The 16,910-nt window shown below is 67.7% G+C and carries 12 protein-coding genes; 6 read left to right on the forward strand and 6 right to left on the reverse strand.

All coding sequences use genetic code 11. The features are described 5' to 3' along the window. Positions 1 to 69: 69 nt before the first annotated feature. The gene (locus ACCQ15_RS19430; RefSeq protein WP_372380953.1) at positions 70 to 642 is read left to right on the forward strand and encodes a hypothetical protein; all 573 of its coding nucleotides are present in this window, start codon (positions 70 to 72) and stop codon (positions 640 to 642) included. A gap of 106 nt (positions 643 to 748) precedes the next feature. Here ACCQ15_RS19430 and ACCQ15_RS19435 read toward each other — a convergent pair whose 3' ends face one another. Genes ACCQ15_RS19435 through coaBC form a run of 3 tightly spaced genes read right to left on the reverse strand, consistent with a single transcriptional unit; the run spans position 749 to position 4,846 of the window. After that, a complete protein-coding gene (locus tag ACCQ15_RS19435) occupies positions 749 to 3,094 on the reverse strand; it encodes a phosphomannomutase/phosphoglucomutase (protein ID WP_029820817.1) in 2,346 nt (781 codons plus the stop codon). A 13-nt stretch (positions 3,095 to 3,107) separates the two neighbouring features. Further along, positions 3,108 to 3,575, reverse strand: a complete 468-nt coding sequence (dut, locus tag ACCQ15_RS19440) for a dUTP diphosphatase (RefSeq protein WP_007964142.1) — start codon at positions 3,573 to 3,575, stop codon at positions 3,108 to 3,110. Beyond that, complete coding sequence (gene coaBC, locus ACCQ15_RS19445; RefSeq protein WP_029820818.1) at positions 3,572 to 4,846, reverse strand: bifunctional phosphopantothenoylcysteine decarboxylase/phosphopantothenate--cysteine ligase CoaBC; 1,275 nt, start codon at positions 4,844 to 4,846, stop codon at positions 3,572 to 3,574. Before coaBC ends, dut begins: the two co-directional genes overlap by 4 nt. Positions 4,847 to 4,942: 96 nt before the next feature. Here coaBC and radC point away from each other — a divergent pair, with 96 nt between their 5' ends. The 5 genes from radC (at position 4,943) to ACCQ15_RS19470 (ending at position 9,792) form a co-directional block, all read left to right on the forward strand. Then, on the forward strand, positions 4,943 to 5,620 hold the full coding sequence (gene radC, locus ACCQ15_RS19450) for a RadC family protein (RefSeq protein ID WP_011348857.1): 678 nt from the start codon (positions 4,943 to 4,945) through the stop codon (positions 5,618 to 5,620). An 87-nt stretch (positions 5,621 to 5,707) separates the two neighbouring features. Then, positions 5,708 to 7,396: an arginine--tRNA ligase gene (argS, locus tag ACCQ15_RS19455; protein ID WP_008576503.1), complete on the forward strand. Its 1,689-nt coding sequence runs from the start codon at positions 5,708 to 5,710 to the stop codon at positions 7,394 to 7,396. Positions 7,397 to 7,575: 179 nt separating this feature from the next. Beyond that, positions 7,576 to 8,460 carry an SPOR domain-containing protein gene (locus tag ACCQ15_RS19460; RefSeq protein WP_011348859.1) on the forward strand — a complete coding sequence of 295 codons (885 nt, stop codon included), beginning with the start codon at positions 7,576 to 7,578 and terminating at the stop codon, positions 8,458 to 8,460. Between the two features lie 6 nt (positions 8,461 to 8,466). Next, complete coding sequence (locus ACCQ15_RS19465) at positions 8,467 to 9,000, forward strand: hypothetical protein (RefSeq protein ID WP_011348860.1); 534 nt, start codon at positions 8,467 to 8,469, stop codon at positions 8,998 to 9,000. A gap of 36 nt (positions 9,001 to 9,036) precedes the next feature. Continuing rightward, the gene (locus ACCQ15_RS19470) at positions 9,037 to 9,792 is read left to right on the forward strand and encodes an SDR family NAD(P)-dependent oxidoreductase (RefSeq protein ID WP_008572040.1); all 756 of its coding nucleotides are present in this window, start codon (positions 9,037 to 9,039) and stop codon (positions 9,790 to 9,792) included. A 247-nt stretch (positions 9,793 to 10,039) separates the two neighbouring features. Here the strand turns inward: ACCQ15_RS19470 and ACCQ15_RS19475 are convergent, their stop codons facing one another. From ACCQ15_RS19475 to ACCQ15_RS19485, 3 genes are all read right to left on the reverse strand, one after another. Then, positions 10,040 to 11,167 (reverse strand): acyltransferase family protein, encoded by a 1,128-nt coding sequence (locus ACCQ15_RS19475; RefSeq protein WP_372380954.1) that lies wholly within the window; start codon positions 11,165 to 11,167, stop codon positions 10,040 to 10,042. 138 nt (positions 11,168 to 11,305) lie between these two features. Beyond that, entirely contained in the window at positions 11,306 to 12,637 is a 1,332-nt protein-coding gene (locus ACCQ15_RS19480; protein WP_372380955.1) for a glycosyltransferase, read from the reverse strand. Further along, on the reverse strand, positions 12,630 to 16,571 hold the full coding sequence (locus ACCQ15_RS19485) for a non-ribosomal peptide synthetase (protein ID WP_372381588.1): 3,942 nt from the start codon (positions 16,569 to 16,571) through the stop codon (positions 12,630 to 12,632). The genes ACCQ15_RS19480 and ACCQ15_RS19485 overlap by 8 nt, the downstream gene beginning before the upstream one ends. Positions 16,572 to 16,910 lie beyond the last annotated feature (339 nt).

Here is a 16,910-nt window from a genome sequence, read left to right on the forward strand (position 1 = left end):
GACCGCTGATGCCCGCTTTTCGGACACGCCATTGCGCGCGCGGCCGACGCGATGATGGACTGCCCGCCGATGTTGCCGCTCTCGCGCCGCGGGCAACCTGTGACCATGTCCACTGCGCTCCGTCATCGCCTCCTGTCCACGCCGACGCTTGAAGCCACGTATTGGCATCTGCGGCTGCCCACGCATCAGCGCGTGCCGCTATTCGCCGATTGGCGCTGCGCTCGCGCCGCGGCGGCCAGCCTGGCGCTGCCACGCCATTGGCAAGGTGCGCAGTTGCTGTGCTGGGTGCTGTTGCCTGAGGCGTGGTGCGGGTTGCTGCAGGCACCGAGCAAGGCGTTGTTGCTGCAATTGGCGGAGACGGCGCGACTGAGGACCGCCGCTGCAGTCAATCGCGCACGCGGGCGTGGCGGAACGGTGTGGCAGCCGCAGATGCAGGTCTCGGCGCTCCCGCAGCAAAGCGATCATCGACAGTTCGCGCGCACGCTGGTCGCATTGCCCCTGCGGGCGGGCCTGGCCGAGCAGGTGGGCGAGTATCCGTACTGGGACGCAGTCTGGCTATTGACGGACGGTCACGACGCCGCGTCGATCACCACGCACTGCGATCGTGCCGAGCCAACCGGAACAGGCGCAACACACGGTTGATCGCGTACACCGAAGCGAGCCGGATAACGGCCCGCCGCGTCGCCCGCCGGCCCAGCTGCGCTGCCCCTGCCCAGGCAACGCAGCGGACGGTCCGCGCATCCGGCGATCAAAACGCCAATGGATGCTCCGGCAACAACGTCTGCAGTTCGTTGCGGAACAGCGTGCGAATCCGCTGCAATGCGGCCTCGCTGTCGGCTTCGAACCGCAGCACCAGGATCGGCGTTGTATTGGAGGCGCGTACCAGCCCCCAGCCGTCGATGAAGTCCGCGCGCAGCCCGTCGATGGTCGACAGCCGCGCCGATTCGAACGGCGATTCTTCGCCGGTCTGCGCACGCGCGACAAAGCGCGCCACCAGCGCATGCGCATCGCCTTCCACCGGCACCTTGATCTCCGGCGTGGAGACGCTCTCGGGCAGGGCGTCCAGCACGTCGGAAGGGGTTTCCTCGCGCTGGGCCAGGATTTCCAGCAGGCGTGCGGCGGCGTAGATGCCGTCGTCAAAGCCGTACCAGCGCTCCTTGAAGAAGAAGTGGCCGCTCATCTCGCCGGCCAGTTCGGCATCGGTCTCGCGCATCTTGGATTTGATCAGCGAATGCCCGGTCTTCCACATCAGCGGACTACCGCCGTTGCGCAACACGTAGTCGGACAGCTTGCCGGTGCACTTCACGTCGTAGATGACCAATGCGCCAGGGTTGCGCTGCAGGACATCGGCGGCGAACAGCATCAGCAGGCGGTCGGGGAACACCATCGCGCCTTCCTTGGTCACCACGCCCAGGCGATCGGCATCGCCATCGAACGCCACGCCGATATCCGCATCGAAACGCTGCACCATCTTCACCAGATCGTTGAGGTTGTGCGGCTCGCTCGGATCAGGGTGATGGTTGGGGAAGGTGCCATCGATGTCGCAGTACAACGGCACCACTTCGGCGCCGATCGCTTCCAGCAGGCGCGGTGCGATCTCACCGGCCACGCCGTTGCCGGCGTCCACCACCACCTTGATCGGGCGATCGAGCTGGACGTCATCGGCGATACGCTGGATGTAGGCATCGCTGATGTCGCGCTGTTCCAGTTCGCCAGGCGTGGCGGCGGTATGCAGGCGACCTTCGTTGATGCGCTGGTGCAGTTCGGCGATGGCGGCGCCGGACAAGGTCTCGCCGCCGATCACGATCTTGAAACCGTTGTAGTCCGGCGGATTGTGGCTGCCGGTGACCGCCACGCAGCTGCCGGCACGCAGCTCGTAGGCGCCGAAGTACACCACCGGCGTCGGTGCCAGGCCGATGTCGGTGACGTTGCAGCCGGCGCGGCGCAGGCCTTCGATCAGGCCGTTGCTCAGCTCCGGCCCGGACAGCCGGCCGTCGCGACCGACCACCACATCGCGCAGTCCCTGTGCCTGCATCACGCTGCCGATGGCCTGGCCGACCAAGGCGGCAACGCCGGGGTTGAGGTCCTTACCAACCACGCCGCGGATGTCGTAGGCACGGAACATCTCGGTGGCGACCTGCACCGCCGGCACCAGCGCTGGCGGTGCCGGCGGTGCCTCGGCGTCCAGCGCGCGTGCCTCGCTGGCAACGCTGGCGTCGTGCTGCAGGCTCTGACTGAAGGTGGGTTCATCGGCGCCGGATTGGTCGGCAACCCGGCGCCGTGGCAAGGCCACCTGACCCCGGCTGGCCAGCACCAGCAGTACCGCAATGATCAGCAGCAATGCCGCCACGATGGCGCAACCGACGGCGCCCAGGCCCAGTGGGCCGCTGTCGCCTTGCGGCACCGCCGCAGCCACGCGCAAGCCGCTGGTCCCAAGCGGCCTGGCCAGCGTTTCGGCCGCATCGGCCAGTGCCATATCGCCCTGCTGGGCCACGTTGTAGCTGCCCTGGCGCACGGCCAGGTAGGCGCTGTCCGGTGCCGCGATTGCATCCAGCGGGCCGGTCAGGCGCAGTAACGGCAACCGCGCATACGCCACCGCCGGCTGCCCGCCAAGGCGCACCGCGGCAGCCACGCCCAGGCGGACTTGTTTGGCCTCGCGTACCACCCGGACCTGCGCCCGGTCGGCCACCTGCGCCGATTCGAGCAGGCTCAGACGCGCGTAACCGAAATCCTTGGGGTTGGCATAGGCCGCGGCAAGGTCGCCAGGCAGCACCTGCACATCCTCGGCGCCCTTGAAGCGCTCGCGGATGGCCGATGCGGCCGCCAGCGCGTCGCCACCGGCCAACGCAGCGATGACCGGCGGCTGCTTGAGCACCGCGTCGAGCTGGCTGGCCTGGGTGGCCATGGCCTGGCCCACGTCCTGCACCGCGCGGTCGCGCGCCTGCTCCAGCCCTTGCGCCACCGCGTCCTGGCGCCATTGCGCATAACTGTTCCAGCCGAACCAGGCAGCCAGCAGCAGCAATATGCCTCCCAACACCGGACCACTCGTACGCACGCTGGACATCCCCTGCCTGCGCTCGTTCGCCTTGCTCATGTAATTTCCCCTGTCAGCGCACGCCGGTGTGGCCGAATCCACCCGCTCCCCGCGCGCTGTCGACGAAAGTATCCACCACTTGCAAGCCCATACGCACGATCGGCAGGATCACCAGCTGCGCGATGCGGTCGCCCGGCTCGATGGTGAAGGCCTCTCGGCCGCGATTCCAGGTGCTGATCAGCAGCGGCCCCTGGTAATCGGCATCGATCAAACCGGTGCCGTTGCCGAGCACGATGCCGTGGCGATGGCCCAACCCCGAGCGCGGCAGGATCACCGCGCACAGCTGCGGGTCGGCCAGATGGATCGCGATACCGCTGGGGATCAGCGCCGCATCGCCCGGCTGCAGCGTCATCGGCGCCTCCAGCGCGGCGCGCAGGTCCATGCCGGCGCTGGATTCGGTGGCGTAGGCCGGCAGCGGCCATAGATCGCCGAAGCGCGGGTCGAGCAACTTCACCTGCAAGGACTGGGTTGGGGGGCTCATGCCTGCAATCTCTCCGCGATCAGGGCCAGCAGTTGGTCTGCCAACTCGGTCTTGCTGCTGCTGGGGAACACACGCTCGCCGCCCTGCCAATAGGCCGTGGCTGCGTTGTTGTCGCTTTCGAATCCGCCGCCTTCGATCCCCACCTGGTTGGCGATGATCAGGTCCAGCCGCTTGGCCGCCAGCTTGCCACGGGCGTAATGCTCCACATCGTGCGTTTCGGCAGCAAAACCGACCACCAGTTTCAGCGCCCCGGTCTGTGCGGCGACCTCGGACAGGATGTCCGGGGTGCGTACCAGCTCCAGGGTCAACGTTTCGCCGGTCTTCTTGATCTTCTGCGACACCACCCGCTTGGGGGTGTAGTCGGCCACGGCGGCAGCGCCGATGTAGATGTCGGCCGGGAATGCACCCAGCACTGCGTCGCGCATCTGCGCGGCCGAGCGCACGTCGATGCGCTGCACGCCCTCCGGGGTGGTCTGGTGCACCGGCCCGCTGACCAGCACCACATCGGCACCCTGCCTGGCAGCGGCGGCGGCCAGGGCGTAGCCCATCTTGCCGCTGCTGCGGTTGCCGACGTAGCGCACCGGGTCCAGGTCCTCGAAGGTGGGGCCGGCGCTGATCACGATGCGCAGGCCTTCCAGCTGGGCACTGCTGGGGATGAACACGGGCGCGGCGACGCTCTTGGCGCCCTCCGGGGCTGCGCTGGCGACCGCCGCGCCGCCGGCCAGCGCCGCAAGGATCGCGGCCGGTTCGGCCAGCCGGCCGGGGCCGGATTCGCCCTCGGCCAGCGGGCCGTCGTCAGGGCCTACCACCGCCACCCCGCGCGCGCGCAGGGTGGCGATGTTGGCCTGGGTGGCCGGATGCAGCCACATGCGGTGGTTCATGGCCGGCGCCACGGTCAGCGGCGCGGTCGTGGCCAGGCACAGCGTAGTGACCAGATCGTCGGCCAGACCATGCGCCAGACGCGCCAGCAGGTCGGCGGTCGCCGGGGCAACGATCACCCGGTCGGCCCAGCGCGCCAGTTCGATGTGGCCCATCGCCTGCTCGGCGGCGCTGTCCCACAGCGTGGTGCGGGTGGGCTGCCCGGACAATGCCTGGAAGCTCAGCGGGGTGACGAATTGTTGCGCACCGCCGGTCATGGCGACCTGCACCTGCGCACCGGCGTCGCGCAGGCGACGGACCAGTTCGAGCGATTTGTAAGCGGCGATGCCTCCGCCGACGCACAGCAGCAAACGCTGTCCGTCCAGGGGGCGGGCCTGAGTGGAGCCGATCACGTCGGGGTCGTCCTACGGTTACAAGGACAACTAGATTAGCCGATGCCTCTGCTTGGCCTGATGGGCGTCGGCGATGAGCACCGGCAATCTCGCCATATGCACATACACGACTGGCCCACCCACGAACGCCCGCGCGAGAAACTTCTGGCGCGCGGGGCCACTGCCTTGTCCGATGCCGAGCTGCTGGCAATCTTCGTCGGCTCCGGCCTGCGCGGCCAGGATGCGGTGCAGACCGCGCGCGATCTGCTGCACCGGCACGGCCCGCTGCGTCTGTTGCTGGACCGCCCGGCCAAGACGCTGGCGCGCCTGCCCGGGCTGGGCCCGGCCTCGGCCTGCAAGCTTGCCGCCGCGATGGAGCTGGCCCAGCGGCACCTGATGAGCGCGCTGGAGCGCGGCGAGGCGCTCAGCGACCCGCCCAGCGTGGGCCGCTATTTCTCGCAGCGGCTGCGCGCGCGGGCCTATGAAGTGTTCGCCGCGCTGTTCCTGGACAACCGCCACCGCGCCATCGCCTTCGAGGAACTGTTCACCGGCACCATCGACGGGGCCGACATCCACCCGCGCGAAGTGGTCCGGCGGGCGCTGCTGCACAACGCCGCGGCGGTGATCGTCGGGCACAACCACCCGTCGGGTAATCCGGAGCCCTCCGAGGCCGACCGCGCGGTCACCAAGCGGCTGCTGGACAGCCTGGAGCTGGTGGATATCCGCCTGCTGGACCATTTCGTCATCGGCGATGGTCGACCGGTGTCGTTCGCCGAGCGCGGCTGGCTGGAATGAGCAGTGGTGCGCTGACCTGAACCATCGGTCGGACCCTGCGCCGCGCGGTCGGGTAAAATCGCTGGTTTGGTTCCAAGCAGATCCCACGTGAAAGCCCTACTCCGCGCACTGATCGGCCAAGGCATTGAAGCCTTGCGCGCCAATGGCACCCTGCCCGCCGACACCCTGCCGCCGGATTTTGTGGTCGAGCGACCCAAGACCCGCGAGCACGGCGACTTCGCCACCAATGCCGCGATGCTGCTGGCCAAGGCTGCGCGCAGCAATCCGCGCGCACTGGCGCAGGCGCTGGTTGCCGCGCTGCCGGCCAGCGACGACGTAGCCAAGGTGGATATCGCCGGTCCGGGCTTCATCAATTTCCATCTGGCCCCCACCGCGTATCAGCGCGAAGTGGCGCATGTGATCAAGCAAGGCCACGACTACGGCCGCGGGCTGGCCGGCAACGGCCGTTCGGTGGGCGTGGAATACGTCTCGGCCAACCCGACCGGCCCGCTGCATGTCGGCCACGGCCGCGCCGCGGCGATCGGCGACAGCCTGGCGCGCGTGCTCGACGCCAACGGCTGGAACGTCAAGCGCGAGTTCTACTACAACGATGCCGGCGTGCAGATCGAGAACCTGGCGCTGTCGGTCCAGGCACGCGCGCAGGGGCTCACCCCCGACAGCGACGGCTGGCCGGAAAACGGCTACCGCGGCGACTACATCGCCGATGTGGCCAGTGCCTACCTGGCCGGCGACACCGTCGACCTGGAAGGCCATCTGGTCACCGGCACCAAAGACCCAGCCGATCTCGAATCGATCCGTCGCTTCGCGGTGGCGTACCTGCGTAACGAGCAAAACCACGACCTGGCCGCGTTCCGGGTCGATTTCGACATCTACTTCCTGGAAAGCTCGCTGTACAAGGACGGCAAGGTCGAAGAAGCGGTGCAGAAGCTGATCGCCTCCGGCCATACCTACGAAGAAGGCGGCGCGCTGTGGCTGAAGTCCACCGACTTCGGCGACGACAAGGACCGCGTCATGCGCAAGTCCGACGGCACCTACACCTACTTCGTGCCGGACGTGGCCTATCACCTGACCAAGTGGCAACGCGGCTACGAGCGCGCCATCACCGAACTGGGCGCCGACCACCACGGCTCGCTGACGCGCGTGCGCGCCGGCCTGCAGGCGATGGAACTGGGCATCCCGCAAGGCTGGCCGGAATACGTGCTGCACCAGATGGTCACGGTGATGCGCGGCGGCGAGGAAGTGAAGCTGTCCAAGCGCGCCGGCAGCTACGTCACCCTGCGCGACCTGATCGAAGAAACCAGCGCCGATGCGGTGCGCTGGTTCCTGATCGCGCGCAAGCCCGATTCGCAGCTGACCTTCGATATCGACCTGGCGCGCGCGCAAAGCAACGACAACCCCGTGTTCTACGTGCAGTACGCGCATGCGCGGGTGTGCAGCGTGCTGCGCCAGGCGCAGGAAAAGGGCTACAAGTACGACCAGGCCCACGGCCTGGCCGAGCTCGCATGCCTGGACGACGAACACTCGCTGGCGGTGATGCTGGAGCTGTCGCGTTACCCGGAAGTGGTGGAAATCGCCGGCCAGGCGCTGGAGCCGTACCAGATCGCGCAATACCTGCGTGAATTGGCGCACGCCTTCCACACGTGGTATCACAACAGCAAGGTGCTGGTGGACGATGCCGCCGAGCGCGACGCCAAGCTCACCCTGGCGGTCGCCACCCAACAGGTGCTGGCCAATGGCCTGGAACTGCTCGGCGTCAGCGCTCCGGAAAAGATGTAGACAGGCGGCAGCTCCCGGGTGCCGGCGCAGGCAGCGGCGCAGCGCGTGGCACTGCGGCAGGCGCCGGCCTGCCACCTCGGGCGCCGATGGCGCTCACCGGGCAATCAGCGCAGCGGCGCGCATTGCCACAGCAAGCCGGGCCAGCGGGCCCGCAACGACACGATTCGGAGAAGTGGTAGATGGCAGCACGACGCGGTAAGAGTCAGGCCCGGCGCAACACCAGCAATGGCACCCCCGGTTGGGTGTGGCTGGTGGCTGGCGCCGCGATTGCGGCAGTGATCTTCCTGGCCGCACCCAACCTGTTCAAGAAGGACGGCGACGGTTTCCTGCGCGTGGGCCCGCGTGCCAATCCGGATGCGCAGCCCGAGCCGGTGGCCGATGCCGACGTGGACACGCCGGCCGAACTGCCCAAGCCCAGCGCGCAGCCGCCCAAGCCGCAGGCCAAACCCGGCGATGCGCAGACCCAGTACGACTTCTACACCTTGCTGCCCGGCAAGGAAGTGCAGATGTCCGATGCCGAACTGGCGGCCAGCGCGCGCGCCGAAGAGGCCGCGCGTGCGCGTGCGGCGCTGGAAGGCAAACCCGTGCCCCCCGCACCCGGCGCCAGCGTGGCAGCCGCCACACCGGCGGCCAGCGTCCCGACGCCGTTGAAGGAAACCGCCGCCAGCGCACCCAAGCCGCTGCCGGAAACCGCACCGGCACGCCCGGCCGCCACGCCGGCTCCGGCCAGCACCGCCGCACTCACCACACCGGCCGCTGCCGCGCCCAAGCCCGCTGCAACCGCCGCCGCTGCAACAGCGCCCGCGGCTGCAGCGCCGGCGGTCGCCGACAACACCCGCTACATCCTGCAGGCCGGCTCGTTCGGCGCCTCCGGCGATGCCGAATCCACCAAGGCCAAGCTGGCGATGATGGGCCTGGCCGCACGCGTGGAATCGGCCGACATCAGCGGCAAGACGGTCTACCGCGTGCGCATGGGGCCCTATGGCAGTGCCAGCGAACTGGCCGAGGCCAAGCAGAAGCTCACCGGCAGTGGCCTGTCCGCCATTGCGATCAAGGCGCAGTAAACGCCCGTGTTGCGACGTAGCGCTGGCGTGTTGCTGGGCGTGCTGGCGTGGGCCGGCCCGGCGCAGGCCACCGATCAACTTCCCGACCTGATCCAGATCGACGGTCAGCAGGCGACGTTGCTGGCCGAACCCTTGTCCGGCCCACTGGACGACCCGGCCACCTGGAAGCGTTTTGTGGCGCACGCAGGCAGCGCGCTGGGCAGCTGCAGCGCCAACTGGCGCGGCTACCGCGCCCACTGGCGCCTGGACGGGCAACAGCTGGTGCTCGACCGCGTGGTCCTGGGCGCCTGTAACGACGCGCCGCCCACGCTGCCGCTGGATGTGCTGTTCCCCGGCCAGGCAGCGCCCGTGCCCGCCGTCTGGGTGGATGGCGAATTGCTCGTCGCGCTGCCCGCCACCGCGACGAGCGCTGCGCACGCACCGGCCCCGTACGTGGTGCTGCAGCTGCGGCGTGGCCAGGTCGTCGCACGCCAGACCCTGACCGAAGAGCGGCTGCGTGCGCGGCATGCCGCAACGGCGAAGCCGCGGCCTGCTCACTGAATCTGGTTCCCGCCCCCTGTCCCCCTGGAGTTCCCCATGTCCAAGACCGTCCTGATCACTGGTGCCACCTCCGGATTCGGCAGCGCCGCCGTGCGCCGCTTCGCTGCAGCCGGCTGGAAGGTCATCGCCACCGGCCGGCGCGCCGAACGCCTGCAGGCGCTGGCCGCTGATCTGCCGGCCGGGCAGGTCCACACCGCCGCGTTCGACATGCGCGATGCACACGCCTTGTCGGATGCGATCGACGCGCTGCCGCCGGCCTTCGCCGACATCGACGTACTGGTCAACAACGCCGGCCTGGCGCTGGGCACCGCGCCGGCGCAGCAGGCCGACCTGGCGCAGTGGCAGCAGATGATCGACACCAATGTCACCGCCCTGGTCACCCTCACCCACCGCCTGCTGCCGGCGTTGATTGCGCGCCGCGGCGCCATCATCAATATCGCCTCGGTGGCGGCAACCTACCCATACACCGGCGGCAACGTCTACGGCGGTACCAAGGCCTTCGTGCAGCAGTTTTCGCTGGGCCTGCGCTCTGACCTGCACGGCACCGGCGTGCGCGTGACCTCGATCGAACCGGGCATGGCCGAGACCGAATTCACCCTGGTGCGCACCGGCGGCAACCAGGCCGCGTCCGACACGCTGTACCGTGGCGCCACCCCGATGACGGCCGAAGACATCGCCGAACAGATCTTCTATGTCGCCAGCCTGCCGGCGCATTTGAACATCAACCGCCTGGAAATCATGCCGGTGACGCAGTCTTTTGCGGGGTTCCAGGTGGCCCGCGACGCGCAGTGAGGCGTGCACCGAAGCAAGGGCTTAGGCGGTGAGCGTGCAGTGCGCCAGCCGCACCCCCCGCTGCGCCGCGCAAGCCCTACCGAGCATCGAACGAAGCATCGAAAAGCCGCGTACTGCGCGGCTTTTCGTTACATCAGCGCTGCATGGTCGCAGCAACTGCGCAGACCGGTTGCCCGACACCAGGTGCTGCAGCGGCGGCCGCCACGCCGCCACCCGTGCACGCTCGCCGTTCTCCGCAACCATCGCATCACGCAAGTTCGGCATCGCGGCGCACGGCTGCGCGCCGCCGCAGCAACGCGCCGCGCAGCTGCAGGAACGGACGTTCCACCACGTAATGCAGCAGCGCACCCGCCGCCAGCGCCACCACGCCATACACTGCAAAGGCCAGGACACCACGGCCGTCCAGCGTGGCGCCGAGCCAGCCCTGGGTCACATGGAACATCGCCTTGTGGGTCAGATACACGCTGTAGGAAATGGCGGCCAACCAGGCGGCACCCGGCACGCGTAGCCGGCCCAGTGCGCTGTCGGTCGCGGTGCCTGCCAATACCAGCAAGGCCAGCCCCAGCGAAAGCACCGGCCAGCCCACCGCGTTGCCGATCAAACCGGTGCGCTCGCGGAACAACCACATCGCCAGTGCCAACATGGCCACACCGGCCAGCGCCCAGGTGTTGCCGCGCTGCTGCAGCCATTGCCATGTGCGGGGGCGGAAGACCTTCGTCATTGCCAGCACGACACCGGCCAGCAAACCGTCCAGCCGGTTCCAGGTGGGGTAATAGAGATCTTCGACAAACCAGTTGCGCTGCTGGCCGCTGCCGATCTGATCCAGCGCCGTGTTGTGCAGCCACACGCTAGTGCGCAACGCGATGCCGGCGACCACCACCGCCACGCACACCGCGCCCACGCGTGCCGCCGATGGACGCCGCAACAACAACGTGGACAGCAACGGAAACACCAGATAGAAATGCTCTTCCACACAGAGCGACCATGCGTGCGAGAACGCCGCCTGCTCGGCGTAATCGACGAACAGATTCAAGGTGAAGGTGAGGAACATCCACCATGGCGCCAGCCCGGGCGATTCGCGAAAACCCGGCCATGCCATGTAGATCGCCAACACCACCAAAAACGCCGGCAGGATGCGGAATGCGCGGCGCAGGTAGAAATCGCCGAAGTCCAGCGGCTTGACGCGCGACAGCGGGGTCAGCACCTGGGTGCCGATCAAAAAGCCGCTCAGCACGAAGAACAGGTCTACCCCCATCCAGCCGTAGCGCGACAGCCATTCCCAGTCCGAACCCAACCCGCCGACCACGAACGAATGGAACAGCATCACCCAGACGATGGCGATGCCACGCAACAGGTCCAAAGCGGGATAGCGCATGCGGGCCAGATCAACCGAGGGAGCCCGATTGTGCCGCATGCCGGCAGCGCGCAGGGCGTCGCCACCAACCACGCACTGCTCCACCGCGCCGCAGTGCGCGCATCAGCGCTGCGGCGCGGTGGAGCAGCATCGCCATGCTTATGCAATGGCGTGCTGTGTGGTCCGTGCGGCCGCCGCGGGCATCACTGCCGCGGGTTCAAGCAATTGCCAGGCTTCCAGCTGATCGACCGCATTGCGGACGCCGTCTTCCTGGCCGATCCGTTGACCGAGTGCGCGCGCAGCCGCACGCATGGCCGGCGTGCCCGCCTGCCGGATGGCAGCGGCCAGGGCTTCGGGCTGCAGCCCGGCACGCGCCAGCGCTGGCGGCGCAACGCCGCGCTGGGCCAGGCAATGAGCCCAGAACGACTGGTCGTAGCCAAAGGGCAGCACCACCGAGGGAATGCCCGCCGCCAACGCGGCACCGCTGGTGCCGGCGCCACCGTGATGCACGGCCACCGCCACGCGCGGGAACAGCCAATCGTGCGGTGCCTGTTCCAGATGGAAGAAGCGCTCGGCATCATCGGCGACAGCGGCGTCCCCGGCCCCCAGACCGCCCCAGCCGCTGGCCAGCAACGCGCGCTGCCCGGTCAGTCGCACCGCTGCCTTGACCGTGGCAGTGAGCTGCACGACCGCGCTACTGGTCATGCTGCCGAAGCCGATATACAGCGGCGGCGGCCCGGCCTGCAAAAACGCCTGCAGCGCGGCCGGCGGTTGCCACTGCGACGGCGGCAGCTGCCAGAAGCCGCACACCTGCGCGCTCTCCGGCCAGTCCGGCGGGCGCGGACACACGTGCGCGCTATAGCCGTAGATCACGCGTAGTGCGCTGCGATCCGGACCGCTCCACGGATATCCCGGCAGCCCCAACGCCGGACGCACGATATCGTTGAAGGCCGGCCGCATCAGCTGCCAGCCGACAAAGCGCATCAGGCGATGCAATGCCACGTTGACACGTCCCGGCAGACGCAGGTTGGGCATCAGCATCAACGGCAGGTGGCGCGACTCGGTGAGCGGCTGCAACTGCGCAAACGCCACCGGCACGCCATACGCCTCGCCCAGGCTATGGACGAGGAAACTGGCACTGCCCACGCCCAGGATCAAGCCGGCATCGGCACACGCCGCGCGGCCCTGCGCGGGCCAATCGCGCGCCCACTCCAGCAACTTCTTGCGCAAGATGCCAGGGGCACCGCGCATCTCGGCAACGTCCGGATGGTCGTGCAACAGTTGCTGGAGATCGCCGCTGAGCGGGAAGAATTCCAGGCCGTGCGCACGGATCAACGACTCGAAGTTGGAACTGGTCAGCACCCGCGCCGGATAACCGCGCCGCTGCAGGCCAAGGGCCAGCGCAATGATCGGGCGCACGTCCCCATGCGTGCCAAGGGTGGCGATCACCACCGGGCGCTGGCGTGACGGATCGGCGCTGGACTCAGGCATATTCGGTCACTCCGTCGCCGGCGACCTCGCCACGGCCGGCCTGTCCCACCGGCCGCACAGCCCGGGTGGACTCTGCGGCGGCCGCGTGCAGCAAGGTGCTGAGCGTGGCCGCATGCGTCGGCGAGAGCATTGAATGGTGGTCACTGTCCAGAACGTGCAGCTGCAGGTTGCGCACGTACGGGTGCCACGCCTGGGGACGGTAATCCACCCACAGCGCATCGTCGCCGCCGGAGCTCATGCGCACGCTCGCTTCGACAAAGACCACATCCTGGTCCAGCTGCCTGGGCCGATGACGCCGCGCCAGCTGCAGGTGATGCTGGGTGAGGGCGCCCAGATCGTCCAGCAAGGTGGGACGTTGCTCCAGCAACTGGCGCACCGCAGGCAATTCGTTCAGCCCGTAGTGATCGCACAACAGGCTCGCCAGCTCGGCGACCGTGGTCGGCATCGGCTGGCCCGGCGCCAGATGCAAGGCCAACGCGTGCACCGAGGCGCGCACGTTCTCCGATTCCGACAACGCTGCGGCCTGTTCCAGATGCGGGTAACTGTCGAGCATGGCCAGCACCTCGACCTCTTCGCCCAGCGCATGCAATTCGGCGGTGATGGCGTGCGCGATCAAACCGCCCAGCGACCAGCCCAGCAGACGGTACGGCCCCCTCGGCTGCACGCTGCGCAGACGCGCCAGGTAATCGCGCGCGATCGCCTCGATGCTCTCCGGACGGTGCTGCGGGTCGCTCAAGCCCGGCGATTGCAGCGCATACACCGGCCACTGCGGATCCAGCTGACCCAGCAAGGTGAGATACGACCAGCCCAGACCGATGACCGGATGGATGCAGAACAGCGGCGTGCTGCCGGCGGTGCCTGCACGTAGCGGCAGCAGCACGCTCAACGGGTCGTTGGGCGTGTGTGCGCTGCGCTTGATCACCTCGGCCAGGCCGGCGACCGTCGGCGCATGGAACAATGTGCCCAGCGGCAGTTCCACCCCGAACATCTGCGGGAAACGCGCGGCCATTTCCGCCGCACGCAGCGAATCGCCGCCAAGCTCGAAGAAATTGTCGTCCACGCCCACCACTTCGATGCCCAGCACCTCCTGCAGCATCGTTGCCAGCTGGCGTTCGAGCGCATCGCGCGGCGCCAGATGCGCGCGTTGCGGCAATGCGCCAGGCGCCGGCAACGCGCGCCGGTCCAGCTTGCCGTTGGGGGTCAGCGGCAACGCCTCCAGCGGCACCCACAAGGTGGGAATCATCGATGCCGGCAGGCGCTGCTGCAGATGCGCGCGCAACAACTCGATCGACGGCGCATTGCCGTGCTTGCCCACCACATAGGCCAGCAGTTGCAAGGCATGCTCGCCATCGCCGTGGCCCACCACCACCGCCTGCGCCACCTGCGAATGCAACAGCAGGGCGCTTTCGATTTCGGCCGGCTCCACCCGATGTCCGCGGATCTTCAGCTGCGCATCGGCGCGCCCGATGAATTCCAGCAGGCCATCGCTGCGTTGACGCACGCGGTCGCCGGTGCGGTACATGCTGCTGCCGTCGTCGGCGAACGGGTCGCGCATGAAGCGCTCGCTGGTCAGCTGGCGCTTGCCGCGATAGCCCTTGGCCACGCCTGCGCCACCGATATACAGCTCGCCGATCGCACCGGTCGGCAGCGGTTGCCGCTGCGCATCCAGCACATAGACGCGCGTATTGAGCAGTGGCCTGCCGATCGGCGGTGCAGCGGCATCGGTCAGCTGCAACGGCATGATGGTCGACCAGATCGTGGTTTCGGTAGGCCCGTACAACTGGGTCAGGCGCCCCACCCGGCTGAGCAGTTGGGTGGCCAGTTCCGGCACCAACGCCTCGCCGCCGATCAACGCATGGATGCGATCCAGCACCAGATCCTCATTGGCCAGCAGGATGCGCCACAGCGATGGCGTGGCCTGCACCACGCTGATGTGTTCGTCGGCGATCAACCGCGACAGGCCGCGCGGGTCGTGGCTGATACCGGCCGGTGCAATGACCACGCGCGCCCCCACCAGCAACGGCAGGTACAACTCCAGCCCGGCGATATCGAAGGTGATGGTGGTGACGGCCAGCACACGGTCGCGTGGGCGCAATGCCAGCTCGTGCTCCATCGCATGCAGGAAATTGAACAGGTTGCGATGGCTGATCTCCACGCCCTTGGGCGCACCGGTGGAGCCGGAGGTGTACAGCACGTACGCGGTGCCGTCGGGCGTCGCCAGCGGTGCGATTGCCTCCGGCAACACGGCCGGGCGCGGATCCAGCCAGACCATGCCACCGAGCAGGTAGCGCTCGCACAGCGCTGGCTCGCAGACCAGGCCAATGGCACCGGAATCGTTGAGCATCTGACGGTTGCGTGCAGCCGGGCTCTCCGGATCCAGCGGCAGATACGCCGCCCCGCTCCACATCACCGCCAGCAACGCCACCAGCAAGTGTTCGCTGCGCGGCAATGCCACCGCGACCACATCGCCAGGGCGCACGCCATCGGCCACCCATTGCGCAGCGATGCGCGAGGCAAGCTCGCACAGCGTGGCGTAGTCGAGCGTGCGGTTGTCGTATTGCGCAACCACGGCCGCAGGCATCAACTCGGCGCGTTGCAGCATGCCGTGCAACAGCGTGGCCGGTTCCGGCAGCGGCGCTGCGGTGTTGTTCCAGGTATGCAGCAAACGCCGGCGCTCGCTATCGCCGAGCACATCGACCTGGCCCAGCGCGCATTCCGGATCGGCCAATACCGCGTCGGCCAGATGGGTCAAACGACGGCAGTGTTCGGCCAGCTCCTCGCTGTCGTACAGCGCCGGGTTGGCATCCAGATCGAAACGCAGCGCTGCCCCATCGCCGCGTTCGTAGCAGAAGATGGTGAGGTCGTCGGCCGGGCCGTTGGAAAGGTTATGCGGCACCGCGTACGCCTCGCCGAAGCGCAAGGTGTAGTCGAAGGCCTCGATGTTCACCGCCAGGCGTGCGAACTTCTGCTCCATCCCGAACATGCCCAGATCGCGGCGCACGTCCTCGAAGCGATATTGCTGATGGCGCAATGCATGCCGCACCACCGACGACACCTGCGCGAACAAGGTATGGATGGGCTGCTGCGGATCCATCTTCAGACGCAGCGAAATCACGTTGGCCACCAGGCCTGCGGTTTGCCGGTAGCGCGCATTGATGCGGCCGGTCACCGGCATCGCCAGCACCAGATCCTCGGCACCGGTGCAGCGGTAGTAGTACGCGGCAATCAGCGAAATCAGCATCTGCGGCAGGCTGGCGCCGTACTCCTTGCCCAGCGCGCGCAGACGCACCACCTGCTGCGGCGAGAACTGCCCGGTGCCGCGCAACAACCCGGTGGACAGCTGATTGCCCGGCCGCGCCAGCGTCGCCGGCGGCGGCAGATCGGCCAACTGCTGCATCCAGTACTCGCGATCGCGCTGGAACCGATCGGAGTTGCGATAGTGCTGTTCCATTTCGAGCAGCGACAGTGCACTGCCGTACTGCGCAGGCGCAGGCTCCACGTCGGCCAGGTAGGCGTTATAGAGCACGGCCATGCGCTGCATCATGATCGACGCGCAATAGCCGTCCATCACCAGATGACTCACGCATTGCACCCACAGATGATGATCCTCGCCAAGACGGAACACCGCGCAATGCCATAACGGCCCGTTCTGCAGATCTTCCGGCTTGCGGATTTCTTCGTCGATCCAATGTTCGGCGGCATTACGCGGAGCAGGATCTGAGCTGACGTCGAAGTATGGAATCGTGCCGTTGTACGCGGGCAAGACCACCTGCGAAGGCACGCCCTCGCGCTCGACGATACACAGGCGCAGCGTATCGAACTCGTGCGTCAGCTGCATGCTGGCGCGGATCAGCACCTGGGGATTGAGCGGGCCGAACATTTCCAATACTTCGGCCAACATCAAGGTGTTGTCGGTATGCAACTTGTTGGCCACCCAAAGGCCACGTTGCGCCTTGGTCAGGGGAAAAACGGGAGAGGCGTCAGCGTGCATTGCGTGCATCCTTCTGGTGTGGCGCGCAGTCCGTCGACACCCCTCAACCGTTATGCGGTCGATGGACGCCGAATCAGCACCTGGCCTAAGAAAACGAGGGGTAAGAAACACCGCCGACCACCGACAATTGCCGGTAATACGCGATGGAAACGCATGATGAAGACGCACAGCACAGCGACTCGCACAATCGAACCCCGGTGTGCGGGTGACTCGTTGAAGCACTTGTATCCCGACAAGTTAAACGAACACTAACAATTCGCGCGGGGCCGAAACCGTGCAAAA

The organism is Xanthomonas sp. NCPPB 1754 (assembly GCF_041475725.2).
Classification (GTDB): domain Bacteria; phylum Pseudomonadota; class Gammaproteobacteria; order Xanthomonadales; family Xanthomonadaceae; genus Xanthomonas; species Xanthomonas euvesicatoria.

Coding starts and splice junctions, on each gene's coding strand:
- dut (WP_007964142.1), bottom strand. CDS start 3,575: ATGAGCCCCCCAACCCAGTCCTTGCAGGTGAAGTTGCTCGACCCGCGC.
- radC (WP_011348857.1), top strand. CDS start 4,943: ATGCACATACACGACTGGCCCACCCACGAACGCCCGCGCGAGAAACTT.
- ACCQ15_RS19480 (WP_372380955.1), bottom strand. CDS start 12,637: ATGCCTGAGTCCAGCGCCGATCCGTCACGCCAGCGCCCGGTGGTGATC.
- ACCQ15_RS19460 (WP_011348859.1), top strand. CDS start 7,576: ATGGCAGCACGACGCGGTAAGAGTCAGGCCCGGCGCAACACCAGCAAT.
- ACCQ15_RS19435 (WP_029820817.1), bottom strand. CDS start 3,094: ATGAGCAAGGCGAACGAGCGCAGGCAGGGGATGTCCAGCGTGCGTACG.
- ACCQ15_RS19430 (WP_372380953.1), top strand. CDS start 70: ATGTTGCCGCTCTCGCGCCGCGGGCAACCTGTGACCATGTCCACTGCG.
- ACCQ15_RS19475 (WP_372380954.1), bottom strand. CDS start 11,167: ATGCGCTATCCCGCTTTGGACCTGTTGCGTGGCATCGCCATCGTCTGG.
- ACCQ15_RS19470 (WP_008572040.1), top strand. CDS start 9,037: ATGTCCAAGACCGTCCTGATCACTGGTGCCACCTCCGGATTCGGCAGC.